The organism is Niameybacter massiliensis (genome assembly GCF_001282685.1).
GTDB lineage: Bacteria > Bacillota > Clostridia > Lachnospirales > Cellulosilyticaceae > Holtiella > Holtiella tumoricola.
Window position 1 is genome coordinate 24,629 of the sequence record NZ_LN875035.1, and the last position, 26,027, is coordinate 50,655.

Below are 26,027 nucleotides of genomic sequence, written 5' to 3' on the forward strand. Positions count from 1 at the left end.
AGGAAGAAAATTGTTTATGTACGTAAGTGTATAAATTTAAGGAGGCTTATAATATATGTCAGGACATTCAAAGTTTGCCAATATTAAACATAAAAAGGGCAAAAATGATGCTGCAAAAGGAAAAATCTTTACAAAAATTGGTCGTGAAATTGCTGTAGCGGTAAAAGAAGGTGGCGGATCAGATCCTAGCATTAACCGTAAATTACGTGACGTTATTGCAAAAGCAAAATCAAATAACATGCCTAATGATACGATTCAAAGAAGTATCAAAAAAGCTGCTGGTGAAGATGGTTCTGTTACTTATGAACACATGACATATGAAGGTTATGGTCCAAATGGTGTTGCTGTTATCGTTGAAACACTTACAGATAACAAAAACCGTACAGCTGCAAACGTACGTGCTGCTTTCTCTAAAGGAAATGGTAATATGGGTACATCAGGCTGTGTAGCATTCATGTTCGACAAAAAGGGTCAAATCGTAATTGAAAGAGAAGCGACAGACATGGATGAGGACGAGCTTATGATGCTTGCAATTGAAGCTGGTGCAGAAGACTTCGAATCAGAAGAAGAAGGCTTCTCTATCACAACAGATCCAGAAGTATTCTCAGATGTATATGCTGCAATTGAAGCCGCAGGTATCGAAATGGCACAAGCAGAAATTACAATGGTTCCACAAACATCAGCTACAATTACAAATGAAGCTGACCTTAAAGCTTGGGATAAAATGATGGGACTTCTTGAAGATGATGATGATGTTCAAGAGGTGTACCATAACTATGAAGAAGAATAAGTTATAGATTAGCAGAATCACCTTTTTATAGCATGAATGAATGTTATAAAAAGGTGATTTTTTATTAAAAGAGCCTCTAATAAATAACTCAACATTAAATACTTATGTTTGAAGGATTACTATAAATTATAAAAGTGACTTAACTATATAGGACTAATTGATTTGCACATGACATAAAAAGACATTTATTGTTTAAAATATACAATCTAAAAGAATGTCTATTGGTCATTTTGTTTTATATTTATAACGAAGGTCTATTAAACAGAAAATTAATTCTTATAAATTGTTATTTATATACAAAATAATATAATATTTAGATTGTTATTATTGTTTAATTCTGTTATAATGAATGAACAAAGGAGGTGAAGAAATGCCAACAGTAAGGCCTATTGAAGATTTACAACAGCCAAATGAGATTTTTGAAATGTGCCATGAGAAAAAAGAACCTATCGTTTTGACAACAAAGGGATATGGAGATTTAGTTGTCATGAGTATCAAAACTTATGCACAGTTATTAGAAGGTAATCAGATAGATGCTATTTTATCTGTTTCCGATAAAAGTTATAAGGATGACATCAAGCGTTTAAATGCGAAAGCTTGTCTTTCAAGTTTAAGGAGAAAAACATTTTGAGTAGACTAATTTTATAACCCCCTATTTTCAGTATGATCCACTGAAAATAGGGGGTTTTGATTTTTGGTTATAGACTATTGCATTCTATGCCTATGGAACAGACTTGTAATTTGAAAGCGTATCTGTTACCCTTAAGTATGAAGAGTTTAAAGTATAGAGGAGTACAGTCATGGATAAAGAACTTGATAAATTAGCAAAAGAAAATGCCCCTTTACCTATGGGCCTTCCAGCTTATAAGCAATGTTATTACATTGGTGCACGTAGTCTATATCAACAATATGAAAAAGGGAATATTACACTAGAGCGTGCAAGACAAGAAAAGCAAGAACTTCTTAGAACCTATAAAGAGGGTGAATGGGAATGGAACTATTTTCTTAAACTACATGAACTCAAAAATCATTTCCAGCAGCTTTATGAGGATGGGTTTAATTCAGTATTAGAATATGAGATTATGGAAATGATAGAAGAACTCCTAAAATAAAGCATATAGATGATGTTTTATTTTAGGAGTTTTTATATACAAAAAAGAAGCAAAACGTAAAATACGCCTTACTTCTTAAAAAGTGGTTGGTTATTGGATTTTACAAGTAAACGTTGCTTCTCAAAAATCAACTTAGAAAGTAAGTTTTCTTTGCGTGCATCTAAGTTGATAAAGCGTATACGATGTGTGTAATTGCCTGTTGTATTTCTTTCGCCTTGTTCTAAGACTTCTCCTTGAATATTAAATTCATGATCTAAGAATTGGAAGATGATTTCAACACAATCTTTTGATTGAAGCTGATACTTAGTAAGTAGGCACATGCCTCCTGCACTAATGTTCACAGTAGTACCTTCATTTAAATTTAAAAGTTGTTCATTGTCTACACGTTGGTCTTCTCGTAGTATAAGATGATACTTTACGTGGAAAAGTGTAGTTAGTCGGTAATGTGCGCGTTGTTGTTTTTTTACAAGGGGGCAGGTTAAATAACCTTTATACAGTAATTTACCATTTACAGGCTGACGTGTTGTAACATGAATATTTGCTACAAAAACAGTTTGCTTTGTAATAAAACATATTTCTAAATCAATAGGTAAAGGGAAAATAACAAAGTCACATCGTTCTATCGGTGCGGCAAAAATAATGTCGTTTTTTTCCCATTTTGAAAGAGCAGAAGTATATACTTTTCCTTCTGAATCGACAAGACGTACAATAGAATTGATGTCTTTTAAAATAATATCATGATATTGAGAGACACTATTTGCAATCTCTAACTGGGCTTTTGGATCTAATATCACTTGCGTTCCCCCCGTATTGAATAATCTAAAGTCTACAATTTATTATACTTGATAAGTAGTCTAAATTTCAATATATTAACTAGACTTACTTAAAACTACTTGAAAAACAAGTGTCAATATGTAACAATAAATAAGGCTTATATCTAAAATTTACATATATTAAAGGAGTTCTTATGGCTAAAAAGAATGAAATCGTAGACGGTATAATTGAAAAAGTTAAATTCCCTAATAAAGGATTTATGTATATAGAAGAAAATGTTCCAGTATGTGTGCCGGATACCTTTCCAGGACAAAAGGTAAGTGTACGTCTTCAAAAGAAACGTAAAGGCGAATGGCTTGGAAAAGCTGTTGCTTGGCATGAACAACCAGAGCACTTCATTCAACCAAAATGTGAGTACTTTGGTACATGTGGTGGGTGTGCAATGCAACAAGTACCTTATGAATCTCAACTTGAGCATAAACATGGTTTAGTAATGGATTTATTAAAAGGTGCAGGTGTAACGGATTTTGAGGATATGGGGATTTTAGCAAGTCCAATGGAGTGGGCATATCGTAATAAAATGGAATTCTCATTTGGAGATGCATGTAAAGACGGTCCAATGTGCCTTGGTATGCACCGTAAAAATAGTACATTTGATATCATTACAGTAGATGGTTGCCAAATCGTACATGAAGATTTTAGTATGATTTTACGTTTTGTATTACGTTATGTACAATCTATGGGACTTCCATTCTACAAAAAGAAAATACATGAAGGTTACCTCCGTTACCTCATTGTACGTCGTTCAGAAACAACAGGTGAGTTACTCATCAACATTGTAACGACAACACAGCGTGAGTTTGACTTTACACAACTTGCGAATTATTTAGTAGAAATGGGTACAAAAGGCAAGATTGCAGGTATCCTTCATACAACATCTGATACGCTAGCAGATGCCGTAAAACCAGAAGGTGTAAAACTTGTATATGGACAAGACTACTTTACAGAGAATATTTTAGGGTTAAACTTTAATATTTCTCCATTCTCATTCTTCCAAACAAATACTAAAGGGGCGGAAAAGCTTTATAAAACAGCTTTAGATATGCCTGAAGATATTGCAAACAAAGTAGTATTTGACCTTTACTCTGGAACAGGTACAATTGCGCAAATTATGGCTACACGTGCTAAGGAAGTATACGGTATTGAAATTGTAGAAGAAGCAGTAGAAAAAGCAAAACAAAATGCAAAACTTAATAGACTTACAAACTGTAACTTTGTAGCGGGTGATGTACTTAAAGAAGTAGGGAATCTTCATGTTAAGCCAGAGCTTATTGTGCTTGATCCACCAAGAGAAGGTATTCATCCAAAAGCAATTGATAAAATTATTGGATTTGATGCAAAAGAGTTACTTTATATCTCTTGTAAGCCAACAAGTTTAGCACGTGACTTACCTGTATTTGAAGAAGCAGGTTATAAAGTACAAAAAGTATGCTGTGTAGATATGTTCCCACATACACACCATGTTGAAACAATTGCTTATTTGGTTAAGTAATTCAATGGTTGTAGGATTTTAAAAAGCTTCGATGGGTAAAAAATGGGTAACTTTTTATTTTAAAACAAAAGTAGGGTGGATATTAATCCACCCTTTTTATATTGCTTATTGTTGTATCTAATACATTTGCAACCTCTTTATCTTTTTCGTTTAGATTATGAGTATACACCTTTAACGTAGTATCGGTATTACTATGCCCAAGTCTTTGTGATATAGACTGAACATTTACCCCAGAATACATCAATAACGTAGCTTGTAAATGCCTTAAGTCATGAAAGCGTATGGGATCCATATTATTACCAAGCATAACTGCTTTAAATCTCTTTGATAGACAATGTTTAGTTATAGGTTTACCATTAGATGTATTTATAAATATCTGTTTACTGTCAGGTATATATATAAGAGAATCTATATATTGATGCAGTGCATCCATAACAAATCCAGGAGCATATACTTTTCTAGTGCTTCCATTTGTCTTAGTAGTAATAACCACATCATCAAGGATATTGCCTTCACTATCTCTATCCTGTCCAAGCTGTTTATTAATGTTTATCAGATTATTAGAAAAGTCTATATCATCTAATGTAAGAGCTCTAATTTCGCTGTTACGCATCCCACAACCAATAGCAAGATAAAAAGCTGATTTATGCATTAAATTAGAATCGTTTCTGTAAATTTCAAGCAACTGCCTAATATTATCTAAACTCATTAATTCGCTAGATTTTTGATCTCTCTTAGGCAATTTTATGTTTTGATAAGGGCTTTCTTTTATTATTTTCCAATCAACAGCAAATTGAAAAGTACTAGATAAAGTACTAGATATACTACTAACGGTATTGAATTTATATTTAGCTGCTTTTTCGTTCATAAACTTTTGAATCATAATAGGAGTAATAGCAGACAGCTTTTTATCTCCAAAGTAAGGTAGTAAGTGTATATTATAATTAGTTTGATAGATTCTTTGTGTAGAAGCTTTTATATGTTTTTTGCAATACTCGTTATATACGGTATTTGCCAATTCATAAAACTTCATATTTTCGTTGTTTCCCACATTTCCCCTGGTAACGTCTACCTTAAAAGCATCATGAGCTCTTTTTGCTTCTCGTTCAGTCCCATTAAAATTCATACGATAACGTTGGCCTTTATGATTGATTGTAAATCTCCAAGTATCGTTGCTCCTTTTCTCTATTGCCATGTTTTTTACCTCCATTTGGGTCGAGTAGATGTGTTTCGTTAAAAATTTTACCCAAACTATTTTCTTTTATACATTCATTTTTATAAATTATGTTTTGATTAACGGATACAAGCGTTATAAATGTATACATGAAAGTTCCCCCTCTTTTAAAATATAGAACATATGTTCTATTATATTAACATATAATTATAATATTGTAAAACAATATAATAAAATTATAGTACAAAATACCATTTATGTTTACTTATTTCGGTATACCGAAATAATGCAAAAAAATAAGAGTAATCTCATTGATTACTCTTTGCTTTTTCTATTAACTTTTCAATATTAAATCCTGCATCTACTAAATTATCTAATAATGATTCTACTTCTTCAGGTGTAAGATTATGAGGATAATTTTTATGTATATGTACTTTTATAGTATCACCATTTCTAACTCCAGCATATACAACTGAGTCCTTATCATCAGATACACCAGTTAAATAATCTATAGTGCAATCAAATATATTAGATAATCTTTTGAGTATCTCAATATTGGGTTCAGTTTTTTCAGTTTCATAGCTAGAAACTGCATTTTTTGTCATTCCAAGTTTATCGGCTAAATTTTCTTGAGACCAACCACGCTGTAGCCTTTCTTTTCTTATTCTTTCTCCTATCATTTTTAGCACCTCTTTCATGTTTTTATTATATCCATTAAACATAATATTTACAACGTTATATTATATACTTTTAACATTTTAATCTACAATTATATGATTATATTGTAAAAAAAATTACTTTTTTTATAAAATTATATTGACTAAGTAACTAAAATGGTGATATTGTAATAACGGGAGGTGAACAAAATGATTACAAACAAGCTTGAAATGGTCATTTTTAAGTCAAATGAAGAATTAGCTTTAGAAATTAAATCTTTACGTACAAGAATTGGATACAATCAAGACGATATGGCAAATTACTTGCAAATATCTAAAGCAGCATATGTAAATAAAGAAAATGGTAGAAATGAATTTACTTTGTTAGAGGCTATTAAATTATGTGTATTATTTAATAAAAAAGTAGAAGAATTTTTTTTGCAAACATCGTAACTAAAATAGTTACAAATGTAACTAAATAAATTACAAGTAGGTGAGATATGGTATTGAATCTTACAGAAATTAGAGAATCAAAGAATATAACTAAATCTGAACTAGCGAAATTAGCTAAAGTTAGCCCAAGCTATATTACTGAGTTAGAAAATGGTGATTATAAAAACCCGGGTGTAAAAATTGTATGTTCTTTATGCTTGGCACTTGAGACTACACCAAATGAATTGATTAACTCAAAATATTGGAGCTAATATGGAGGATCAATGAGTGATTTGGAAGAACTTTTTAAAAGCATCATAAAAATAGAGGTTGAAAAACATATACAGAGAGTTGAGTCCGAAAAGGTATTTAATACTAAAGAGGCTGCGGAGTATCTAAGAGTTAGTAAAGACTGGCTTTATAAAAATTTAGATAAAATACCTCATGCTGACTTAGGTGGTTACAAGTTTCTTAAAACAGACTTGGACCACTACATAAAGAGCAAGACTAAAAAAGTATCAGCTGTTGATATAAGCAACTTTAAAGGAAAAGGTTGTGAGTTCAAAGTTTAACAAAAGAAAACAGGAGGAATAGAAATGGAATTTCAAAATAAATCCCAAGTGAGTTCAACCATAACAGTGTCAGTGGATGAGAATCTTCATCTACAAACAGAAAATGGACAAGTAGTAGTGAGTAGTCGAGTAGTATCTGATAGGTTCGGTAAACTACACAAGCACGTACTGGATAGTATAGAAAATATACTTGAAAGTGGGGTAGCCGAAAATTGGGCTGACCTATTTGTAGAGTCACAATATCAACATGAACAGAATAAGCAGTATTACAGAGAGTACCTATTAACTCGTGATGGCTTCACATTATTAGCTATGGGATTTACTGGGAAAGAAGCACTTCAATGGAAACTTAAGTACATAGAAGCATTTAATCGTATGGAGCAACAGCTTAAGCAAAACAATCCACTTGAAGGTATCTCTTCTGAACTACAAGCAATAATTATGCAAGATAAGAAGCTACAACAAATTGAACATAAAGTAACAGAATTAGAAGATAACATACATATTACTAGATCACAACAGAAGCAACTTAAGAAATTTGTAAATGAAGTAATAGTAAAAGCACTTGGTGGTAAATGTACACCTGCATATAAGGAACTAAGCCATAAAGCATACAGCGAATTTTGGAATGCATACTACAATGCTTTAAATGTTGCAAGTTACTTAGATACACCGAAAAAAGATTTCCATTTAGCATTAAAGTTTGTAAATGAGTGGGTACCAAGTAGAGATTTAGCCCTAATGATTAGAGGAGCAAACTCTATGGAGGTAGCTGAATGAAAAAGGTATGGGGAACATTAGCAATTGTATCTTTCGTAGCATTGACTGGCCTTCCAGGAGGATTAGATAGTGGCAGCATGACCATGACACAGTTTTTAGTATCATCCATAGTTATACTTGGTATTTTTGGATTTTCTCTAAGTAAGTTAAGTAAGCATGAATGGAAAATTGAAGAGGAGGATTAAGATGAATATTAAATTATTTGAATGTGTAGAAGCCAAAATAGACCACGTGATTGAAGATGGAAATAAAGTTGTTGTAGCAACGGTAATTCCAAAAGGTAAAGAACAATTTGAACTTAAATACCCACTAGGAGTAGCTACAGCAAGTATGCTCAGAAAAGATGTAAAAAGTAAGCTTGGTATTTAATATGTTAGAACAAGTATGGCAAGTAATTGTTTTAGAGGTAGTACTTATACTTATTTTCATTAGATTACTCAGGAGGAAATGATGGTACTTAATGAAGCAGAATATGAAATGTACATAGATCAAAAGGTTAAAAATCTTATTCAAGATGAAACAGCACGAATTATAGATAACCGTAGGCCGTTTGTGGATTGGGCAGATGCTTACTCAATTTTAAAGGAAGAAATTGAAGAGACATTAGAAGAGGTTATAGAACTTCTAGATAACTTAGATAAGTATTGGAATATGGTTAAACTAGATGCTCCAAATGTAGAATTTGTAGAACGTCTTAAGGTAATAGGTTTTATTACAGAAAGAATTATACATGAAGCAAAGCAAGTAGGAGCGGTATCCAATAAGGCTATAGATCAACTACAAGACAATGCTGATATTGATATTATAATTCAAAAGTTAGAACAAATGTTAAAAGAACGCAATAAAAAAGCACCTATCACCGACCAAAGCAAATAGGTGCGGATAAATAAAAATTTATCAGTTAGATTATATACCATTAGAGGGAGAATTAGAATATGAAACTTTTATTAAAAGTACTTGAGATGAAGAATTTTAAAGGAATTAAAGAGAAAAAAATCTTTTTAGATAATACAGAGACTAAGGTTTATGGAGCAAATGGTGTAGGGAAAACAACAATATGGGATTCTTTCTGTTGGTTATTATATGACAAGGATAGCCAAGATCATAAGGACTTTGAGATTAAACCACTTACAGAAAATAATGATCCTATTCATTTTCTTGATACAGAAGTTATAGGAGAATTTGAATTGAATGGAAAGACATTCACATTAGGTAAGTTATTTAGAGAAAAATGGGTTAAGAAACGTGGACAAGCAGAACAGGAATTTAGTGGTCATGAGACTATCTACTATGTAGATGGAGTTCCTTGTAAAAAGAGTGAGTACCAAGAGTACGTTAATGAGATTATCAATGAAAAGACATTTAAGCTTTTAACTAATCCTTTAACTTTTGAATCAATGAAGTGGCAAGATAAAAGAAAATTCTTATTTGAAGTGTGCGGGAACATTGCTGATAACCAGGTAGATGGTTATGAGAAACTTCAAGAAACATTATCAGGTAAAAGTGCAGAAGAATACAAAAAGTCGTTATTAGCTACTAAAAAGAAGCTTAAGATGGACATTGATAACATTCCTCCAAGAATTGATGAATTAAATAGAAGCTTAGAAGAAGGACTTGAACCTTTAGAAATTCTACAAGCTAGAATTGCAGAAAAGGAATCATGTAAAGCAGAGTTAGAAAAGCAGTTAGAAGCAACTGATGCACAGTTTAATGATATACGAACAAAACAACAGCAAATACTCAACCTAGAACGAACAAGAGAAGAAATTATAAGAGAGCACAATAAATCTACATATGCAGAATACAACCAAACTAAGGACAGATTAGAAGCCTTAAAACGTGACCTATCTAATCTTACAAATGAACAGGATAGTATTGTCAAGAAAATTGATACTTTGAAACAGGATGAAATCATCCTCAATTCAAAAGTAGTAGATAAACGTAACGAATGGATGCAAATAGCATCAGAAACTTTTGACGAACATAAAGCTATTTGCCCTACTTGTGGTCAGGACCTACCTGGTGAAGAAGTTGAAAAGCTTAAAAGTAAATATATAGATGAAAAAGCTAAAAGACAAGAAAGTGTGCTTAATGCAGCCAATATGATAAAGGAAGATTTATCATACACACAGCAAAACATAGATAAATTAAAAGCTAGATTCGAAGATATTGCAGGTGAATTAGTAAGTATTAAATCAAATATTAAAGAGGTTGAAAAGATACTTGCACAACCAATAGATGCTACACCATGCAATACATCAGAAATAGATGCTCAAATTGATGTTCTAAAAAAAGAAGTACAAGTATTTGCAAGTGTTGATAATGATTCAATTAAGCAAGCTATCAAAATGGAAGATATTAATATTCAAAATATCAAATTGAGAGTAGCTAAGCATGATTCAAATACTAAAATACTTGAAAGAATAAACGAACTTCAAGAGAATCTTAAGGATTTACAATGCAAGCTTGCAGACGCAGAACAAGTAGAAATCATGATAGAGGACTTTACAAAGACTAAAGTAGAGATGCTAGAAGCTAATATCAATAGCAAGTTTAAAAACGTAAGCTTTAAACTATTTGATCAACAAATTAATGGTTGTCTAGTTGAGTGCTGTGAGTCTCTTATTAAAGGCGTTCCATTTAGTGGAGCTAATGATGCCGCTAAGGTACAGGCAGGTATGGAGATTATAAATGTTTTAAGTGAGCACTATGGAATTAATGCTCCTATATTTATTGATAACAGAGAATCTATAACACATATTCCATCAACTCAAAGCCAAGTAATCAATCTTATTGTAAGTGAGGAAGATACGGAGTTGAGATTTGAATGATGAAGCGTGATACATGCGGTAACTGGGATAAAGAAAATCATTTATGCAATGGTTCAAAAGCATGTGCTATGTGCAGCTATTATGGAAAAGAGAAAAAATGTGCAACTTGTAATGATTGTTGGACATGTAAATTCAAAAAGAAAAGTGAGGGAACTAAATGATGAAAGGTATTTGGATTAGGAGTCAAGATGGAACAACATTAACATTATGCAAGACAGTAAAGGCTTGGGAGAGTGGAAGAATAGTAAATAACTATGGAAAAGATTATGTACATCTAGGTGATTACGGTACAAAGGAAAGAGCAAAAGAAGTTATGGCTATTATAGCAAACTTTATTCAAAGCAAAACAAAAGATGATGAAGTATTTCAAATGCCATTAAATTAATTAAAACCAAGGAGGAATAAATAATGTCAGATAACCAAGTAGCAGTAAAACCACAAAAGGAAATTACAGATAGTGTATTAGCAAAGGTAAACAAGCTTCAAGAGAACAAGTCATTAGTATTACCACAAAACTATGTAGCAGGAAATGCACTTCAAAGTGCTGCATTAATTTTAGCTGAAACAGTAGATAATGCGAAGAAACCAGTGCTTGAAAGTTGTACCAAAGAAAGTATTGCCAACTCTCTTTTAGACATGGTTAAGATGGGACTAGAGCCAAGCAAAAAACAATGCTACTTTGTAGCATTCGGAGGAAAGCTTCAACTTATGACTTCATACTTCGGCAAGCTGGCTATTGCTAAAAGAGTTTCAGGTCTTGAAGAGGTAAAGGCGTTTGTAATTTATGAAGGTGATGAATTTGAAATGGAATTTAATCTTGATGATCTCACCATGCAACTTAAGACATACAAACCTAATCCATTAAATGTGAACTTAGAAAAAATCACAGGAGCATTTGCTATTCCTATTTTCAAAGATGGAACTAGGGGTGACTTAGTTTATATGAGTTACCAACAAATTAAGAATAGCTGGAATCAAGGATATGCTAAAGGAAACTCAGGAGCGCATAAAAACTTTACAGATGAAATGTGCAAGAAAACAATTATCACAAGAGTATGTAAGATGCTTATTAACTCCAGTGATGATGGAGATTTAGTTGATACATATCAAGGTGCAGATGAAGAATCTACACCTACACCACAAGTAAAACAAAAGGAAATGACAGCAAGCAAGGAGTTTGTAGATGTACCATTTGTTGAAGATCAGCAAGAACCACTTTCACAATCAGTTACAGTAGCTCAAGAACAAATAGAATGTCCTATTTAAGGAGGAGTGAAGATGAAGCTTAAAGTTTTAGCAAGTGGCTCTACTGGTAATAGCTACATCTTAGAATCTGAAACGGAGGCCCTAGTGATTGAAGCTGGGGTACCGTTCAAAGAACTCATAAGGCATGTAGACCACAGGAAGATAGTAGGATGCTTGGTAAGTCATGAACATAAGGACCATGCTAAATATATGGATGATTATATACTTCATGGGATATCAACCTTCATGAATTCTATGATTTGGTATATGTTTGGCGGATTTGAAGTTAAGAGTTTTGATAATCATCATGATGTACCATGCAAAGGATTTAAGATACATCATAAAGAAATGGGCAATTTGGTATTTGCTACAGATACAGGATATATAGAGTTTAAGTTTCCAAACATAAATCATTGGCTTATAGAGTGTAACTACTCAAAAGAGATACTAGATGAACGTGTAGACAATGGTTTTAACCCAGTGCTGGCAGACCGTATAGTTCGTGATCATATGAGTCTGGAGACTTGTAAATACTTTTTTCAAGCGAATAACTTAAGTAAGACTAGGAATATCGTTCTATTGCATCTGAGTGACTCAAATAGCCACGCAGAGCAGTTCAAAAGAGAAATACATGAGTTAACCAATAAACCAACATACATAGCTGAAAAGGGGCTAGAAATTGATTTAAGCCTATGCCCCTTTTAGAAAGGGGTGAATCAATTGGCAAGACCAAAGAAAACTGGATTAGATTACTTTCCTTTGGATTGTAATGCAGGTATTGATGATGAAATTGAACTTATAGAAGCTGAGTATGGTCTTGAAGGTTTTGCTATATACATCAAGCTTCTACAAAAGATATATAAGTCTGGATATTACATAGAGTGGACAGAAAAAGAACAATTACAATTTAGTAAAAGGGTTAATGTAGACATTAATCGAGTTAATGCATGCATAATGACATTTACTAAGTGGGGATTGATGAATAAAAGCATTTTTGAAGAGTATCAAGTACTAACTTCTAAGGGTATTCAGAAGAGATTTTTACTAGCTATTGATAAAAGAACATCTTGTGAAATGTATAAAGAATACCTACTTTTAGAAGAAATAGAGGTTAATGCATACAAAAACCTAGTTATTGTATGTAAAACCCATCATAATGCTGACATTAATCCCCAAAGTAAAGTAAAGAAAATAGAAAGTAAAGAAAAGGAAAGTAAAGTAGTAAGTGAGTCTGCTGCCTTAATATCCAAAACTATAGAGAATGCCTTTGGAAGATTGGCCAACCCATTAGAAGTAGATACATTGGTTATATATCTTGAAGAAGGAATTGAAATAAACCTTATTAAAAAGGCACTAGAAGAAGCTGCACTTAATGGTGCAAGAAATCTTAAATATGTTCAAAGAATCATTAACCGATGTCTTGAAGAAAAGATATACACTTTAGAGCGCTATTTAATAGCACAGGAAGAGTTTAAAGCTAAAAGACATACAAATACACACGACGAAAAAGAACCTTCTACAGATGCAATGAAGAGGTTCTTGGAGGGGGAATGACAATGACCAAAGAGCAATGTGATGACATACTTGTTATGCTTAAGGCTTGTTATCCAAACTTTAAGCTAGAGTTAAACAGCAAAGAAAGTAAGTATTGGATAGCATGTCTGATAGATCTTGAATTTGAAAAAGCTTTTATAGCAGCACAACAGCTTACCAAAACATCTAAATGGGCACCAAGTATAGCAGAAATTAGAGCAGCATATACAGAACTATTACTTCCAGACTTAGTAGATGCAGAACAGGCATGGGGAATGGTGGTACAAGCTATTAATAAACATGGTGGGATTTATTCCACTGATGCAGCTATGAATGAATTGCCTAGACAAGTACAAGAGGCTGTTAAGTGGATTGGTGGTATCAGAGCCATAAGTCAAGCAGAGAAACCGGATGTACTTAGAGGACAATTTACAAGAGCAATGGATGCTGTGAATAAACGTTTAACCAAAGAGTTGTCATTAGGTCCTAAACTAGGTAATCAAATTGATAACATTAGACTTGGATTAAAAGAACAAGAAGAGATGCTTAAATTAGAAAATACTAATTCAGTAAAACAGATTACATATGGACCAGTTACTGATGACAGTAAGATAGATTACAACATAAAGCAATGTGGCATTTTACGTGAGGCATATGCTAAGGCTCAGCAAAACTTAAATAAGGGGGAATTATCTTGAATAAACGAATGAAGAAGATTAATACATACAAAGGCTTAAGTAGTAAACAAAGGCTTAAAAATCAAGCAAAAGCAATACGTCAATTGTATACAGAAAATGAACAGCTTCATAAAGAAAATGAAGGATTGAAATGTGCATTAGAAGTTGAAAAAAATTACTCTTACGATTTAATGGGATATAAGAAACAGCTAGAAAATGAACTTAAAGGTCAGCCTAAAAAGACATTTTGGAAGAAGGTGTTTGGTTGAAAAATAGTAGAGCTAAAGGTGCTAGAGGAGAACGTGAACTCTCCAATTTGTTAAAGGAGCATGGATTTAATACTAGAAGAGGTCAGCAGTATTGTGGATCCAATGGTGATGCCGATGTAGTTGGATTACCAGGAATACATATCGAGTGTAAACGTGTTGAAAAACTCAATATATATAATGCATTAACACAGGCTGAAAATGATAGTAAAGAAAATGAGATACCAGTTGTTATGCATAGAAAAGACAGAGAAAAATGGCTGGTAACAATGAGCATTGCTGATTGGATCCAGATGTATAAGAAACTTAATCAAGTTACATGTAGTGAAAAAAAGTAGAATAAATCGAAGTTGTAGACGAGTTCGGAGAACTACAGCTTCGATTTAAATAAGGAGATGTAGTGGTGGGAATACCTAGAAAACTTAATGAACTAGATTATGCATCGGGTGAATTTATTAGATGTTTTGATAGTTTATCCCAAGCAGCGGACTTTCACAATATTTCAACTATGAACATATGGACATCAATTACTAAAAATAATGGGCGCATGAACAATTTAAAGCTACGATTTCAGTACGCTGAAGATTATATACCAAGAACTCAATGCAAAGTAAAACAGCTAGACTATTATACTGGTGAAGAAATTGAAATATATAACAACCTTGAAGAAGCGGCATTGGACAATTTTGTATCAGTAAGATATCTGAGAGATGCTATGGACAAGCGAAATGGGTATATGAGGGTAAAAAAGTTAAGATTTGAATATATAGAGGTGCGTTATGGCAAATAGAGCAAATATGATGCTAAAAGGTATGCAAAGGCAGATACAAGCAGATAGACAGGCGTTTGGCATGACAGCATGTAAAGCGGTAACAGCTATGGCACTGGTAGTGCTACATGATGAATTCGGATTTGGGCCTAAAAGGTTGCAGAGATTTCAAAATCTAGTTGAAAATCAAGCTGATTGTATCACAGGTGGTTTTTGTACATTAAATGACTTAGAAGGTCTAGCAGACGAACTAGCAAAACGAGTAGGCTTAGAAGATTCAAGTAAGCTTTAAACAAATCAATTTTTTAGAGGGTGAAGAAGATGAGTAAACAGTTTAGAGTATGGAACGTTAAAGAAGAACGTTTTGAAAAAGAAGATATTAACCGCCATTTCTTGTTACAAGGCAATGGTGTGCTATGGTTGTTTGAAGCATCAGGATTTAGCCAAGAGCTTATATGTTGTGTAGCAAATGAACATATAGTTTGTAAAAGTACAGGTATTAGAGATAAGAATGAGAAGCTTATATATGAAGGTGACATTGTTAAACTTAATGGCCAAGTTGGAACTATTGTTTTTGAATGTGGAGCGTTTGGAATTGCAATAGATGATTGCGTAGATTATGACAAAATACAAGAGGCTATGGATAAGGATGATGAATGTTGTGGAAATGAGTTTGAAGGTTGCATGAATGATAACTTTATTTCATTGTGGGAGATCTACTGGAACCTATGTTGCATAGAAAACTATTTGTACATGGTTGAAGTAATAGGCAACATACACGAAAACCCAGAGTTGCTGGAAGAATAAAAGTAAATTTTTAGAAGGTAGGTGCAAAGTGTTTAGTGCAGAAGAAGCAAGAGCATTAACTATAGGTGGTAAATCAGAACGAGAAAAGCAACAGTTAGAAGCAGCTTATAGAAATATCAAGCAAGCAGTTAAAAATGGTTCTATGTGGTGTTATTGCTATGAGTGGTTAAATCCACCAGTAATAGCAGAGCTAGAGAATTTAGGATATAGAGTGCAAAGACAATCAGACCAACGGGATGGGACGATGTTTAAAATAAGTTGGTAAAAGTAACTTTTGAAGGAGAATTGAGGTAATATTCAGCAAAAGTTGATATATTACCTCAATAATAAGGTATGAAATCTAGTTTTAATAAATAATTAGGCTAAGGAACCTATATCAACTTTCTGTTTTTGTGATGGATTAACTGTAGGATACTTAGCTTCTCCGTTGGAACCGTCCCAGCCTAGTATGTAGCAAATAACATCTTGAGAGGAGTTACTACTAGATATGCTAATTGTATTAATAAGCGTCCATTTTATAGCTAGATATTTATTAGCCTCTTCACAAGAATATGCTTCAGCTACTGTGGTTATATTGTAAAATTGTTGCATTTTATCATACTCCTTTCTCTTAGAATTTAGCAACTAAAAGTTGTTAAGTATATTGTAATCCAGAGTATGCAATAAATGCAAACAAGTAGAATCTAAGTTTTATTAAATTGAATAAGGAGTGATATCGTGAAACAAGTCGTACATTTTTCTTATGATTTGATATTTACAGTTAGAACAGTATTGAGTATTTTTATTGAAAAACAAGAAGAAACAATTACTGACAAGAGCAAAAAATTCGCATCTTATGATGTGTTAGATATGCTAACAGATTCAGAAATAGAAAACCTATTAGAAAGATGGTCGGACATGAACGATGGTAAGACTACATTGTTTGAGAATGGGCTTGAAGATGCAGAACAGATGTGGAAAATGATATGGGAATCTGATAAGTATATAGAACAATTAGGGAAGCATATTTGTTCTGGGTATAGTGGAAGTGGTATTTATGACAAAATCACACGAAAATTTTCACCTTGTAATTTTACACAACATTATGATGCAATTAAGGTTATTTTAGAGGGATATCATCAAGACTTATGGAAAAAACATCAAGCGTTTATTTATAAAGAAACTACAGATTGTTCAGAAGTAGATAACTTCATAATGAATAACTTAGTACTAATCGGCAGTAAATACGAAAAAGAATACTATACTGTTGCAGAAAGACGGTATTAACTTAATAAAATAATTTTTTGGGAAGGTGAGATAATGAAGTTAACAAACCCAAAGTCAACAATTAAGACTATTATTCCAAGTCCGTATACAGAAGAAAACGTCTATATGTATTGTAATTATGCTAGAAATAACCGATTTAACGAGCCTTGCAGAGATTGTGAAGAAGAATGCAAGCACAGGGGTAAAAAGACCAGTTGGTACGAATAAAATAATTCTTTGGAAAAGGTGTCGGCATGATAGAAGTTAACATGAACGATGAAGTAAAGGTAAAGCTAACAGAGTTTGGTAGAGAGGTGCTTAATTTTAGGCATAAAGAAATAGGACTAAAGGGTGTATCAATCAAAGAAGATGAAGATGGATATTATACTACTCAATTACATGACTTGATGTACACCTTTGGAAAGTATATGTACATGGGTAACAACAATATACCTTTTGATTTAAACATAGGTATCGTGAGGAAATAAAATAGTTTTTTGGAAGGTGCATTAGATATGATAGAAAGTAAGTTTGATATGAATAACGTAAATGTGGAACAAGCCCAGCTATTTAATAATAAAGAGACGGAGTACATTTTAAAACAACAAAGGATGCCAGCAGGGACTACTGTTTGGCATCCAAACGAAATTTATAAGAATGAAGACGATGATTAAGATATGTACCGCCTAAAATTCTTTTATTTTTTCTTTTTAAGAATGTTTTAGAGCTATCTCTAAAAGTAAGATATAGTCTTTTACATGATTGTAATTCTTTAGCGGCTACTATTATATCTACATGAGAGAAAGAACCAGGTTCGATAGTAATGTAGTGACTATAAGGGAGAGTAATACCCATAGAGTAATCAAGACATTTAGCGATTAGCTTTAAATCCTTAGGAAGAAATGAGGCCTGTAAACGATTAAAATATGGGATGATTCTTTTATTTTCATCTGATACATAAAAGTTAAATAAGGTAATTGGGTATGATTTGGGGTTAATGATACGAAGAGACATGAAGCACATTTCCATATTTAGATCTTTATCATTATCAGATACAAATATAGGGACAAAAGAGTCTGCATCATCATAATAACCAATCATACCTACCTGAGTAAATGGCTGATCAATTAGATTCACAGTTATGGGGGCATTTGATTTGTAGAGTGCTAATGAGCTTTGTATTAAGGCTAATATAGCTGTTAGGGCTGTTATCCCTATACATAAAAGTTCAAAAGTATTTCCCAAGTTATAACACACCTTTCATAATAAATTTGAATAGTGAATTTAAGTATAAAATAATTTACTCAGACAAGCAAATAAAATTAGTTTTTGGAGGGATAAAGATGTGGGCACCATTTTGTGATATATATTCACCAAATGCAGAAAAAAAAGGACCATGTAACGACTGTTTATGTACTACATGTTATCATAATGCAGAAAACCATGCAGATGGGATGTGTAGGGAATGCGAATGTTGTAGAGAAGATAGATGTAATCTGATAAGTGGAGAATGTAAAGGTTATGAGCAAGCAATAAACCAATAAAAAATGTTTTTGGGAGGTGTAATTTATATTAGATGGATTTGTAGGAGGATTGCTAGTAGCGTGGATTTTAACATGGTTTGATGTGGATATTATGATGCTAGAAGTAATCCAACCTTTTATGAATATAGAATTAACAACAAGTCATTATTACATATTAATGGCAATGATTGGACTAGTTGGTGGAGCATTTAATAAAAAATAGGCTTTTAAATTACGAACAAAATACAAGCTAATTGTAAATAAATTATTAATGCATACATAATAGGGGTTAATGTTGACATTAACTAGGGTTTTCCTTACATAATACATACAAAACTAGGCTTAATGCTGACATTTATCCCTAAAGTAAAGTAAATAGAAAGTAAATAGAAATAGAAAGGAAAGTAGTAGTGCAAAACTGCTGCTACCTGATGCACAACGGAGGGATACATATGAGTGAAGGATTACAAAAAGAACTTAAGGCTATGGAAGAAAGAATTATAGCTACGATAAAGCAAGAACTTACACCAGAAGCTAGAGAAGAAAAAAGGTATACCAAGAAATTGCATAATACAAAGCTATTACTTAAGAACTATAAGAAGTTTAAGATGCATGCAGATCAAGCAGAGTTCACAGCACAGAACCTTATCAATAATGATCTTATTGAGATACTTGGAGAAGATTATGAGCAAGATCATGATGAAATGTATATTAAGAGTATCCTTAAAACTAAAGAAAGAACGGCAATGATGCTAAACTACATTACAAATGTATTAGAATTTTACGTTTATTCATCAAATAATAAGACTAATATCAATAGAGCTATAACACTTAAAATGGCATACCTTGAAGGTTGTACTCAATCAGAAATAGCTAAAGAATTAGAAGTCGATGAGAGAACTGTTAGACGATATATAGAAGAGGGGATAAAAGATGTAGCACCTCTTATGTTTGGTATAGACGGTGTTAAATTGTCCAAGTAATGACCTCGACATATCCTTATACTAGGGTTTACAATAGTATTGTCAAGATGTGAAGTTAATCATATTGTGTATGCGCACTCTATATTACATTACGTTTTGAACTCACTCTGAAATCGTCGTGCAGTTGAAGAGGTGTAACCGTTCTATTGGTTACACCTTTTTATGAGCTGTGAGCTTAATGGTATAAGATTGGGAAGTTGGCTATAAAATCATAGTTTATAGTACGATACAGCTATTTGTATTATATTGCTTAATAAAAACATGGTTATATTTAATTATAGACTACAATACTAAATTGTTGTAGAATATTGTTATAATATGAAGAAGTGAGGGGTAATAATGAGTACAAATAATAATAAGAATGTTCATGGAAAGCAGCAAGAAGCTCAATATGAAGTACGAAAATTTAGTAGTAAAACTGTAAAGGATCCGTTGAAAATTCTTACAGAATCCGCTCAACCAAAGGCGACAGCAGAATTGACGAATGTAGGGGAGATTAAACCACAACGAGGAGTAAGAAAATGAAAGTTGATGATATTATTCGGCTAATAAATGAATTGCCGATGATTATTATCTATGTTTATCCAGGCTTTATTGTACTACAACTATATCGTATGTTTACTTGTAAAGATGATAAAATTTGCAAATATGATATATTTAAATATATTACGATTAGTTCATTAATTGTGTTAGGTATTAACACGATTAATCAATTGATAATAATAATTATGCAACAATTTGAAAAAGTACTGGAATTTTTGAGGAAATTTATATTGTTGAAAGAAATTTTATTCAATATTGAAATAATAATATTAGCTATTATTATTGCATTGATAGCATATTATTTTCAAAAAAGTAATTTACTAAAAGCTATACTTAAAAAATTAAAAGTAAATATATCTACACACGGCAATGTAATATCAGATATAAAAGAAGATGGAGATACCTATCTAACGGTGTATTTAAAAGATAGTAAAGTTGCATATCAAGGATATCTATATTTGCATCGAATGCAACCTGATGAAGAACAAGTAATTGTGTTAAGAAAATATTCCGTTATAAAATTAGATGAGAGTGGAATGCTTGAGGAAGAAGATGCTGAAAGCTTTTTTAATTATAATACACGAAGCATTATTTTTAAATATAGTGAAATCAAAAAAATTGAAGTTTGCTATCCTAAAAAGGAACATGCAGAGACGATAGATAATAAATAATATTATATAAATTGAGAGAGCCAATAGGGCTCTTTTTATATTTAAGGGAGTGGTATTAGTGACAAATAAACAAAAAGCTTTTGTGGATGAGTACTTAATTGATCTTAATGCCACTAGAGCATATAAAGCAGTTTATAGGAATGTTAAGAGTGATGATGCAGCTAGAGCAAGTAGTAGCAAATTGCTAACAAATGCTAACATTAAGGAATATTTAGATAAGAGGATGAGAGACAGGGAGAAGCGTACAGAGATTACGCAAGACAAAGTATTAGCAGAACTGGCACAAATAGCATTTGCGAATGGTGCAGACTTTGCCAAGGTAGTAGAGAAGCCTTTAACTAGAGAAGATGGTAGTAATATATTAGATCCAGAGACAGAACAGCCAATTTACTACAAGACGGTTGAAATGGAACTTACTGATAAGCTTCCAGAGGATAAGAAAAAGGCTATTTCAGGTATTAAGATGGGTAAGAATGGGATAGAAGTTGCTACTTGTGATAAGGTACGAGCATTAGAATTACTCGGAAGGCACCTTGGAATATTCAAGGATAAGGTTGAGGTAAATGGAAATATTAATAACCCATATGAAGGACTTACAAAAGCGCAATTAATAGCATTAGCTGGTGATGATGATGGATGATAAAGTTATAAAGCTAGGAGCAAGAATAGAACTAGCGAAGAGTGACTTTTTTAGATATTGCAACTTAATGGCACCTGACTTTTATAAGTTTAGCAGAAGGTATTTAGTAGAGTTCTGTAACGATTTACAAGACTTTTACTATAGTGATGATGAAGTGTTAATTGTAAATATGCCACCTCGTCATGGAAAGTCAAGAACAGCAGGTTTATTTGTAGAGTGGTTACTTGGTAATAATCGTAATGCAAAAATAATGACAGGATCATATAACGAAACATTATCAACTATGTTTTCTAAGAATGTAAGAAATGCCATTCAAGAAGAAAAGGCTGATAAATACAAGCCAGTTTATTCTGACATATTTCCACTTACAAAAATAAAACGTGGAGATGGTGCTATGAATCTTTGGTCTTTAGAAGGTGGGTACAATAACTACTTGGCTACTTCACCAACAGGAACTGCAACAGGGTTTGGTGCTTCACTGCTAATTATAGATGACTTAATTAAAAATGCAGAAGAAGCTTATAATGAAGCAGTGTTAGAAAAGCATTGGGATTGGTTCACTAATACAATGCTAAGCCGACTTGAAGAAGGTGGTAAGATTATTATCATTATGACAAGGTGGGCAAGCGGTGATTTAGCAGGTAGAGCATTGAGTCATTTTGAAGAGCAAGGTATTAAAGTAAAACATATTAGTATGAAGGCTATGCAAGATGACGGTACCATGTTGTGTGAAGAGGTACTTAGTAAAAAATCATATGCTATGAAAGTAACAGCAATGGGAGAAGATATTGCTAGTTCGAATTATCAACAGATACCTATCGACTTGAAAGGATGCTTATATTCTAGTTTTAAGACATATATGCAAGCTCCTTATGAACAATTTGAAAAGATATGTGCCTACACGGATACGGCGGATACGGGAGCAGATAACCTGTGCTGTATTATTTATGGAGTATATAATCAAGAAGCGTATATCCTTGATATCTACTACACAAAAGAAGCTATGGAAGTTACAGAGATTGAAACTGCTAAACGACTATATGAAAACAATGTAAATGTAGCAGATATAGAAAGCAATAATGGTGGTAGAGGTTTCGCTAGATCAGTAGAGCGAATACTTAAGGAAACATACAAATCAAATAGAACAAAAATAAGATGGTTCCATCAATCCAAAAATAAAGTTGCTAGGATATTAAGCAATAGTACATGGGTTATGGACCATATTTATTATCCGGAGAATTGGCGTGATAGATGGCCAGAATATTATAAGGCCATGGTTTCATACCAAAGAGAAGGTAAAAACAAACACGATGATGCACCAGATGCAACGACAGGCGTGGCAGAGAAATGTACTTCTAAATTAGGGATGAGAGTGCTTAAGCCGAAAGGAGGCAGGTAATATGGATTTAAAGACTATTAAAAAACTCATAGAAAATTATTCGAGTGATCACAATAAGTTCATTGAGAAGTCAAAGAAAGCTGAAAAATATTATGAGGGTAAAAATGACATACTAGAGAAAAAAAGTCCTTCAAATGAAGTTCAGAGTACAAGTGATAATCCACTTAGAGTAGCAGATAATAGAATTCCTCACAATTGGCATGGACTTCTAGTTAATCAAAAGGCTTCATACATGTTTACATACCCACCTATTTTTGATACTGGAGATAAAGAACTTAACGAATCTATAGTTGAAGTATTAGGTGATGAATACCCAAAAGAATGCAATACGCTTTGTGTAAATGCTGATAACTGCGGTAAAGCGTGGCTTCATATTTGGGTAGATGATAATAATAATTTCCAATATGCAAATGTAGATCCGAAGCAAGTTGTAGCTGTATATTCAAATGACCTTAAGAAGAGGCTAATAGCTGTACTCAGAACTTACAAGTCATTAGATGATAAAGGTGAAAAATGTACAGTTTATGAGTATTGGACTGATAAAGAATGTTATAGATTTAGTTCAAAAGATGGTAACGCAAGTAGTGTAAAAGTACTAAATTCTTTCAATAAAAAGAATCTAGATACTGGAGATGAAGAGCAGACCAATGTATATACTCATAACTTCGGAGAAGTACCATTTATTGAATTTCCAAACAATAGTTTTAAAGTATCTAACCTAGATAACGTAAAAAAACTTATTGATGTATACGACAAAGTATTTTCAGGATATGTAAATGATATTGAGGATATACAAGAGGTCATATTTGTACTTACTAATTATGGTGGTGCTGATCTAGATGAATTCTTAGGAAGTCTCAAGAGATACAAAACGGTTGACCTGCAGAATGATGGTCCTGATGATAAGTCTGGTCTTAATCCTATGACTATTGATATTCCAGTAGAGGCTAGAAATAAGCTACTTGAAATTACAAGAAAGTCTATCTTTGTACAAGGTCAAGGCATTGATCCAGAGAGACAGGAGTTTGGTAACATCTCTGGTGTAGCTTTAAAGTTTGTATATAGCTTGCTTGAATTAAAGGCTGGTATTACAGAAACAGAATTCAGAATAGGGTTTGGTAGATTGGTCAGAATGATTGCCAAGCATAAAGGAAAGCAGATTAAAAAGCTTACACAAACATGGACTCGTAACATGATTACAAATGATGTTGAAACAGCTGAAATAGCAAGTCAGAGTAAAGATGTTGTTTCTGATAAAACTATAGTAGCTAATCATCCATGGACTACTGATACTGAAGTAGAGTTAAAACAAATGGATGATGATAGAAAGAAAAAGCTTGAGTATGAGCAGAAATCATTTGGTTCGTATACATTTAAACAAGGGAATGGTATAGATGGCCAAGAAGAGGACTAATCAATATTGGATTGAACGATCTAATCAATTACTTTCAAACATACATCATCAAACTACACCTAATATATTAGAAATCAACAAATACTATGATAAAGCTTTGAAAGACCTACAAAAGGATATCAATAAGATATTTCAAGTATATGCAAATAATCATCACCTTACACGTTCAGAAGCTAATAAGTTATTGAATTCTAAGATAAGCATTAGGGAGATAGAACATCTTAGAAAAGAGATTAGCCAAATAGCTAATGATGAACTTAAGAAGTCACTCTTAGCACAACTTAATGCTAATGCATATAAGGCACGTATAACTCGTATAGAGGCTCTAAAACAAGCTATAAAAGTACACTATAGCAAAGCAGCTGACAAACAACTTTCAATTAGTAGAGCATCATATATTAATACTATTGAAGAAAGTTACTACATGACAGCATACAATCTCCAAAAAGGCATTGATATAGGGTTTAATGTTGCACACATACCAACTGAAACAGTTAATGCGATATTGAATACTAATTGGAGTGGAAAAATTTATAGCCAGCGTGTATGGGGTAATTCACAGCATACTATAGATGCTATAGGAGAGACTCTTACAAGCGGTTTTATAAGTGGTAAAAGTATTCCTAAAATGGTTAAAGAAATTCAAGGGTTAACACGGTATGAGAAATATGCAGCAGAGCGCCTTATCAGAACAGAATGCACTTTCTTCTCTAACCAAGGTGCCATGGAGAGTTATAGAGAATGTGAGATAGAAAAGTACATATTTGTTGCTACACTAGATAATAGAACTTCTAAGCAATGTCAAAAGCATGATAGAAAAGTCTATGAAGTACATAAAGCAATGGCAGGTAAAAACCTTCCTCCACTTCATACATGGTGTAGATCAACTACGAGAGCTTACTTAGGTGAGAAATACATGAACCATATTAAGCGTAGAGCACGTGATTCAGAGACAGGAAGGACTTACTTAGTAAGTAATCTGGACTATAAGGAATGGAAGAATACATTCGTTAAGGAGGCAAGTTAATATGGCAGCTATACCAGATAGTATTAAGATTAAACTAGAGGTAGATACCACAGAGTTAGATGTTGCTTTAGGAAAGTTAGAAAGGTTTATAGAACTACAACGGAAAAGTATGTCTCTACCTATTCCAGTAAATCCTCAACATACTAGCAGTCGTGCAGACTATGTATCGTATCAATTAAATAAAAATGATAATTAGCACTAGTGAATTTTAACCGAATGAGCTGTTACTAGGAGGTGGCAGAGAGTAGGTTCAGCTAGTGCTTTTATTATTAAAAAATAGGAAAGGATAATTAAAAATGAAAAAATTATTTATTAGTCAGCCTATGAGAGGTAAAACAGATGAAGAGATTTTAATAGAAAGACAAACTGCTATCAATGTAGCAAAGGATATTACTGGTGAGGAAGTTGAGGTAATAGATTCATTCTTTCAAAATGCACCAGTAGATGCAAAACCGTTATGGTTTCTAGGAAAATCATTAGAATTATTAGCTACCGCGGATATCGCTTATTTTGCTCCAGGATGGAAAGAGACTAGAGGTTGTAGGATTGAGCACGAGTGTGCAGTTGAATATGGAATTGATAGGATTGAATAATTAGCACTCTTAACAGGGC

Annotated in this window: 44 protein-coding genes; 39 read left to right on the forward strand and 5 right to left on the reverse strand. The window is 32.8% G+C overall.

Going from position 1 to position 26,027, the window contains the following annotated elements; all coding sequences use genetic code 11:
* Positions 1 to 55: 55 nt before the first annotated feature.
* From BN2390_RS05625 to BN2390_RS05635, 3 genes are all read left to right on the forward strand, one after another.
* On the forward strand, positions 56 to 790 hold the full coding sequence (locus tag BN2390_RS05625; RefSeq protein WP_053983383.1) for a YebC/PmpR family DNA-binding transcriptional regulator: 735 nt from the start codon (positions 56 to 58) through the stop codon (positions 788 to 790).
* 370 nt (positions 791 to 1,160) lie between these two features.
* Entirely contained in the window at positions 1,161 to 1,421 is a 261-nt protein-coding gene (locus tag BN2390_RS05630) for a type II toxin-antitoxin system Phd/YefM family antitoxin (protein ID WP_053983384.1), read from the forward strand.
* 169 nt (positions 1,422 to 1,590) lie between these two features.
* The gene (locus BN2390_RS05635; protein WP_053983385.1) at positions 1,591 to 1,902 is read left to right on the forward strand and encodes a hypothetical protein; all 312 of its coding nucleotides are present in this window, start codon (positions 1,591 to 1,593) and stop codon (positions 1,900 to 1,902) included.
* Between the two features lie 68 nt (positions 1,903 to 1,970).
* Here the strand turns inward: BN2390_RS05635 and BN2390_RS05640 are convergent, their stop codons facing one another.
* Entirely contained in the window at positions 1,971 to 2,696 is a 726-nt protein-coding gene (locus BN2390_RS05640; protein ID WP_053983386.1) for a flagellar brake protein, read from the reverse strand.
* Between the two features lie 173 nt (positions 2,697 to 2,869).
* On the opposite strand from BN2390_RS05640, the gene rlmD reads away from it, so the two are divergent.
* Positions 2,870 to 4,228, forward strand: a complete 1,359-nt coding sequence (gene rlmD, locus BN2390_RS05645) for a 23S rRNA (uracil(1939)-C(5))-methyltransferase RlmD (RefSeq protein WP_053983387.1) — start codon at positions 2,870 to 2,872, stop codon at positions 4,226 to 4,228.
* An 82-nt stretch (positions 4,229 to 4,310) separates the two neighbouring features.
* Here rlmD and BN2390_RS05650 read toward each other — a convergent pair whose 3' ends face one another.
* Positions 4,311 to 5,423 (reverse strand): tyrosine-type recombinase/integrase, encoded by a 1,113-nt coding sequence (locus BN2390_RS05650; protein WP_053983388.1) that lies wholly within the window; start codon positions 5,421 to 5,423, stop codon positions 4,311 to 4,313.
* Positions 5,424 to 5,710: 287 nt separating this feature from the next.
* A complete protein-coding gene (locus BN2390_RS05655; protein ID WP_053983389.1) occupies positions 5,711 to 6,082 on the reverse strand; it encodes a helix-turn-helix domain-containing protein in 372 nt (123 codons plus the stop codon).
* A gap of 186 nt (positions 6,083 to 6,268) precedes the next feature.
* On the opposite strand from BN2390_RS05655, the gene BN2390_RS05660 reads away from it, so the two are divergent.
* The 20 genes from BN2390_RS05660 (at position 6,269) to BN2390_RS05750 (ending at position 16,235) form a co-directional block, all read left to right on the forward strand.
* On the forward strand, positions 6,269 to 6,511 hold the full coding sequence (locus tag BN2390_RS05660; protein ID WP_242847647.1) for a helix-turn-helix transcriptional regulator: 243 nt from the start codon (positions 6,269 to 6,271) through the stop codon (positions 6,509 to 6,511).
* Between the two features lie 53 nt (positions 6,512 to 6,564).
* A complete protein-coding gene (locus BN2390_RS05665; RefSeq protein WP_242847648.1) occupies positions 6,565 to 6,762 on the forward strand; it encodes a helix-turn-helix domain-containing protein in 198 nt (65 codons plus the stop codon).
* A 12-nt stretch (positions 6,763 to 6,774) separates the two neighbouring features.
* Entirely contained in the window at positions 6,775 to 7,062 is a 288-nt protein-coding gene (locus tag BN2390_RS05670) for a helix-turn-helix domain-containing protein (RefSeq protein ID WP_053983391.1), read from the forward strand.
* 24 nt (positions 7,063 to 7,086) lie between these two features.
* A complete protein-coding gene (locus tag BN2390_RS05675; protein WP_053983392.1) occupies positions 7,087 to 7,842 on the forward strand; it encodes a Rha family transcriptional regulator in 756 nt (251 codons plus the stop codon).
* Positions 7,839 to 8,027, forward strand: coding sequence for a hypothetical protein (locus BN2390_RS05680; protein WP_053983393.1), 189 nt, complete (start codon positions 7,839 to 7,841; stop codon positions 8,025 to 8,027). The genes BN2390_RS05675 and BN2390_RS05680 overlap by 4 nt, the downstream gene beginning before the upstream one ends.
* A gap of 1 nt (position 8,028) precedes the next feature.
* On the forward strand, positions 8,029 to 8,211 hold the full coding sequence (locus BN2390_RS05685) for a hypothetical protein (RefSeq protein ID WP_053983394.1): 183 nt from the start codon (positions 8,029 to 8,031) through the stop codon (positions 8,209 to 8,211).
* An 81-nt stretch (positions 8,212 to 8,292) separates the two neighbouring features.
* Entirely contained in the window at positions 8,293 to 8,718 is a 426-nt protein-coding gene (locus BN2390_RS05690) for a hypothetical protein (RefSeq protein WP_053983395.1), read from the forward strand.
* A 59-nt stretch (positions 8,719 to 8,777) separates the two neighbouring features.
* Entirely contained in the window at positions 8,778 to 10,673 is a 1,896-nt protein-coding gene (locus BN2390_RS05695; RefSeq protein ID WP_053983396.1) for an AAA family ATPase, read from the forward strand.
* Positions 10,670 to 10,834: a hypothetical protein gene (locus BN2390_RS21600; protein WP_154668779.1), complete on the forward strand. Its 165-nt coding sequence runs from the start codon at positions 10,670 to 10,672 to the stop codon at positions 10,832 to 10,834. Before BN2390_RS05695 ends, BN2390_RS21600 begins: the two co-directional genes overlap by 4 nt.
* The gene (locus BN2390_RS05700; protein WP_053983397.1) at positions 10,831 to 11,058 is read left to right on the forward strand and encodes a hypothetical protein; all 228 of its coding nucleotides are present in this window, start codon (positions 10,831 to 10,833) and stop codon (positions 11,056 to 11,058) included. Before BN2390_RS21600 ends, BN2390_RS05700 begins: the two co-directional genes overlap by 4 nt.
* A gap of 23 nt (positions 11,059 to 11,081) precedes the next feature.
* Complete coding sequence (locus tag BN2390_RS05705; protein ID WP_053983398.1) at positions 11,082 to 11,939, forward strand: recombinase RecT; 858 nt, start codon at positions 11,082 to 11,084, stop codon at positions 11,937 to 11,939.
* A 12-nt stretch (positions 11,940 to 11,951) separates the two neighbouring features.
* Positions 11,952 to 12,623: an MBL fold metallo-hydrolase gene (locus BN2390_RS05710; protein WP_053983399.1), complete on the forward strand. Its 672-nt coding sequence runs from the start codon at positions 11,952 to 11,954 to the stop codon at positions 12,621 to 12,623.
* 15 nt (positions 12,624 to 12,638) lie between these two features.
* Positions 12,639 to 13,472, forward strand: coding sequence for a Lin1244/Lin1753 domain-containing protein (locus tag BN2390_RS21910; protein WP_053983400.1), 834 nt, complete (start codon positions 12,639 to 12,641; stop codon positions 13,470 to 13,472).
* A 2-nt stretch (positions 13,473 to 13,474) separates the two neighbouring features.
* Entirely contained in the window at positions 13,475 to 14,149 is a 675-nt protein-coding gene (locus tag BN2390_RS05720; RefSeq protein WP_053983401.1) for a replicative helicase loader/inhibitor, read from the forward strand.
* Positions 14,146 to 14,397: a hypothetical protein gene (locus tag BN2390_RS05725; protein WP_053983402.1), complete on the forward strand. Its 252-nt coding sequence runs from the start codon at positions 14,146 to 14,148 to the stop codon at positions 14,395 to 14,397. The genes BN2390_RS05720 and BN2390_RS05725 overlap by 4 nt, the downstream gene beginning before the upstream one ends.
* Positions 14,394 to 14,732 carry a putative PDDEXK endonuclease gene (locus tag BN2390_RS05730; RefSeq protein ID WP_053983403.1) on the forward strand — a complete coding sequence of 113 codons (339 nt, stop codon included), beginning with the start codon at positions 14,394 to 14,396 and terminating at the stop codon, positions 14,730 to 14,732. The genes BN2390_RS05725 and BN2390_RS05730 overlap by 4 nt, the downstream gene beginning before the upstream one ends.
* A gap of 65 nt (positions 14,733 to 14,797) precedes the next feature.
* Positions 14,798 to 15,184, forward strand: a complete 387-nt coding sequence (locus BN2390_RS05735; protein WP_053983404.1) for a hypothetical protein — start codon at positions 14,798 to 14,800, stop codon at positions 15,182 to 15,184.
* Positions 15,174 to 15,455, forward strand: a complete 282-nt coding sequence (locus tag BN2390_RS05740; RefSeq protein WP_053983405.1) for a hypothetical protein — start codon at positions 15,174 to 15,176, stop codon at positions 15,453 to 15,455. Before BN2390_RS05735 ends, BN2390_RS05740 begins: the two co-directional genes overlap by 11 nt.
* A 29-nt stretch (positions 15,456 to 15,484) precedes the next feature.
* Entirely contained in the window at positions 15,485 to 15,970 is a 486-nt protein-coding gene (locus tag BN2390_RS05745) for a YopX family protein (RefSeq protein WP_053983406.1), read from the forward strand.
* Between the two features lie 28 nt (positions 15,971 to 15,998).
* Positions 15,999 to 16,235: a hypothetical protein gene (locus tag BN2390_RS05750; RefSeq protein ID WP_053983407.1), complete on the forward strand. Its 237-nt coding sequence runs from the start codon at positions 15,999 to 16,001 to the stop codon at positions 16,233 to 16,235.
* Positions 16,236 to 16,327: 92 nt separating this feature from the next.
* Here BN2390_RS05750 and BN2390_RS05755 read toward each other — a convergent pair whose 3' ends face one another.
* On the reverse strand, positions 16,328 to 16,561 hold the full coding sequence (locus BN2390_RS05755) for a hypothetical protein (protein WP_053983408.1): 234 nt from the start codon (positions 16,559 to 16,561) through the stop codon (positions 16,328 to 16,330).
* A 126-nt stretch (positions 16,562 to 16,687) separates the two neighbouring features.
* On the opposite strand from BN2390_RS05755, the gene BN2390_RS05760 reads away from it, so the two are divergent.
* The 4 genes from BN2390_RS05760 to BN2390_RS21610 are packed head-to-tail and all read left to right on the forward strand — an operon-like array spanning position 16,688 to position 17,889.
* A complete protein-coding gene (locus BN2390_RS05760) occupies positions 16,688 to 17,236 on the forward strand; it encodes a hypothetical protein (RefSeq protein ID WP_053983409.1) in 549 nt (182 codons plus the stop codon).
* Between the two features lie 33 nt (positions 17,237 to 17,269).
* Positions 17,270 to 17,443, forward strand: coding sequence for a hypothetical protein (locus BN2390_RS21605; RefSeq protein ID WP_154668780.1), 174 nt, complete (start codon positions 17,270 to 17,272; stop codon positions 17,441 to 17,443).
* Between the two features lie 26 nt (positions 17,444 to 17,469).
* Positions 17,470 to 17,703 carry a hypothetical protein gene (locus tag BN2390_RS05765; RefSeq protein ID WP_053983410.1) on the forward strand — a complete coding sequence of 78 codons (234 nt, stop codon included), beginning with the start codon at positions 17,470 to 17,472 and terminating at the stop codon, positions 17,701 to 17,703.
* Positions 17,704 to 17,730: 27 nt separating this feature from the next.
* A complete protein-coding gene (locus BN2390_RS21610) occupies positions 17,731 to 17,889 on the forward strand; it encodes a hypothetical protein (RefSeq protein WP_154668781.1) in 159 nt (52 codons plus the stop codon).
* Here BN2390_RS21610 and BN2390_RS05770 read toward each other — a convergent pair.
* Positions 17,840 to 18,460, reverse strand: a complete 621-nt coding sequence (locus BN2390_RS05770; protein WP_053983411.1) for a hypothetical protein — start codon at positions 18,458 to 18,460, stop codon at positions 17,840 to 17,842. The genes BN2390_RS21610 and BN2390_RS05770 overlap by 50 nt on opposite strands.
* A 98-nt stretch (positions 18,461 to 18,558) precedes the next feature.
* Between BN2390_RS05770 and BN2390_RS05775 the strand changes: the two genes are divergently transcribed.
* The 11 genes from BN2390_RS05775 (at position 18,559) to BN2390_RS05820 (ending at position 26,008) form a co-directional block, all read left to right on the forward strand.
* Positions 18,559 to 18,759, forward strand: a complete 201-nt coding sequence (locus tag BN2390_RS05775) for a hypothetical protein (protein WP_053983412.1) — start codon at positions 18,559 to 18,561, stop codon at positions 18,757 to 18,759.
* A gap of 49 nt (positions 18,760 to 18,808) precedes the next feature.
* Positions 18,809 to 18,961, forward strand: a complete 153-nt coding sequence (locus tag BN2390_RS21615) for a hypothetical protein (protein ID WP_154668782.1) — start codon at positions 18,809 to 18,811, stop codon at positions 18,959 to 18,961.
* A gap of 229 nt (positions 18,962 to 19,190) precedes the next feature.
* Complete coding sequence (locus BN2390_RS05780) at positions 19,191 to 19,721, forward strand: sigma factor-like helix-turn-helix DNA-binding protein (protein ID WP_053983413.1); 531 nt, start codon at positions 19,191 to 19,193, stop codon at positions 19,719 to 19,721.
* A gap of 339 nt (positions 19,722 to 20,060) precedes the next feature.
* Positions 20,061 to 20,246, forward strand: coding sequence for a hypothetical protein (locus tag BN2390_RS05785; protein WP_053983414.1), 186 nt, complete (start codon positions 20,061 to 20,063; stop codon positions 20,244 to 20,246).
* Positions 20,243 to 20,935, forward strand: a complete 693-nt coding sequence (locus BN2390_RS05790) for a hypothetical protein (protein WP_053983415.1) — start codon at positions 20,243 to 20,245, stop codon at positions 20,933 to 20,935. The genes BN2390_RS05785 and BN2390_RS05790 overlap by 4 nt, the downstream gene beginning before the upstream one ends.
* A 58-nt stretch (positions 20,936 to 20,993) precedes the next feature.
* Positions 20,994 to 21,575, forward strand: coding sequence for a terminase small subunit (locus BN2390_RS05795; protein WP_082238622.1), 582 nt, complete (start codon positions 20,994 to 20,996; stop codon positions 21,573 to 21,575).
* The gene (gene terL / locus BN2390_RS05800) at positions 21,568 to 22,974 is read left to right on the forward strand and encodes a phage terminase large subunit (RefSeq protein WP_053983417.1); all 1,407 of its coding nucleotides are present in this window, start codon (positions 21,568 to 21,570) and stop codon (positions 22,972 to 22,974) included. Before BN2390_RS05795 ends, terL begins: the two co-directional genes overlap by 8 nt.
* 1 nt (position 22,975) lies before the next feature.
* Complete coding sequence (locus BN2390_RS05805) at positions 22,976 to 24,388, forward strand: phage portal protein (RefSeq protein WP_053983418.1); 1,413 nt, start codon at positions 22,976 to 22,978, stop codon at positions 24,386 to 24,388.
* Positions 24,369 to 25,415 (forward strand): minor capsid protein, encoded by a 1,047-nt coding sequence (locus BN2390_RS05810; protein WP_053983419.1) that lies wholly within the window; start codon positions 24,369 to 24,371, stop codon positions 25,413 to 25,415. Before BN2390_RS05805 ends, BN2390_RS05810 begins: the two co-directional genes overlap by 20 nt.
* A gap of 1 nt (position 25,416) precedes the next feature.
* A complete protein-coding gene (locus BN2390_RS05815) occupies positions 25,417 to 25,611 on the forward strand; it encodes a hypothetical protein (protein WP_053983420.1) in 195 nt (64 codons plus the stop codon).
* A 100-nt stretch (positions 25,612 to 25,711) separates the two neighbouring features.
* Positions 25,712 to 26,008 (forward strand): hypothetical protein, encoded by a 297-nt coding sequence (locus BN2390_RS05820; protein WP_053983421.1) that lies wholly within the window; start codon positions 25,712 to 25,714, stop codon positions 26,006 to 26,008.
* Positions 26,009 to 26,027: the final 19 nt, after the last annotated feature.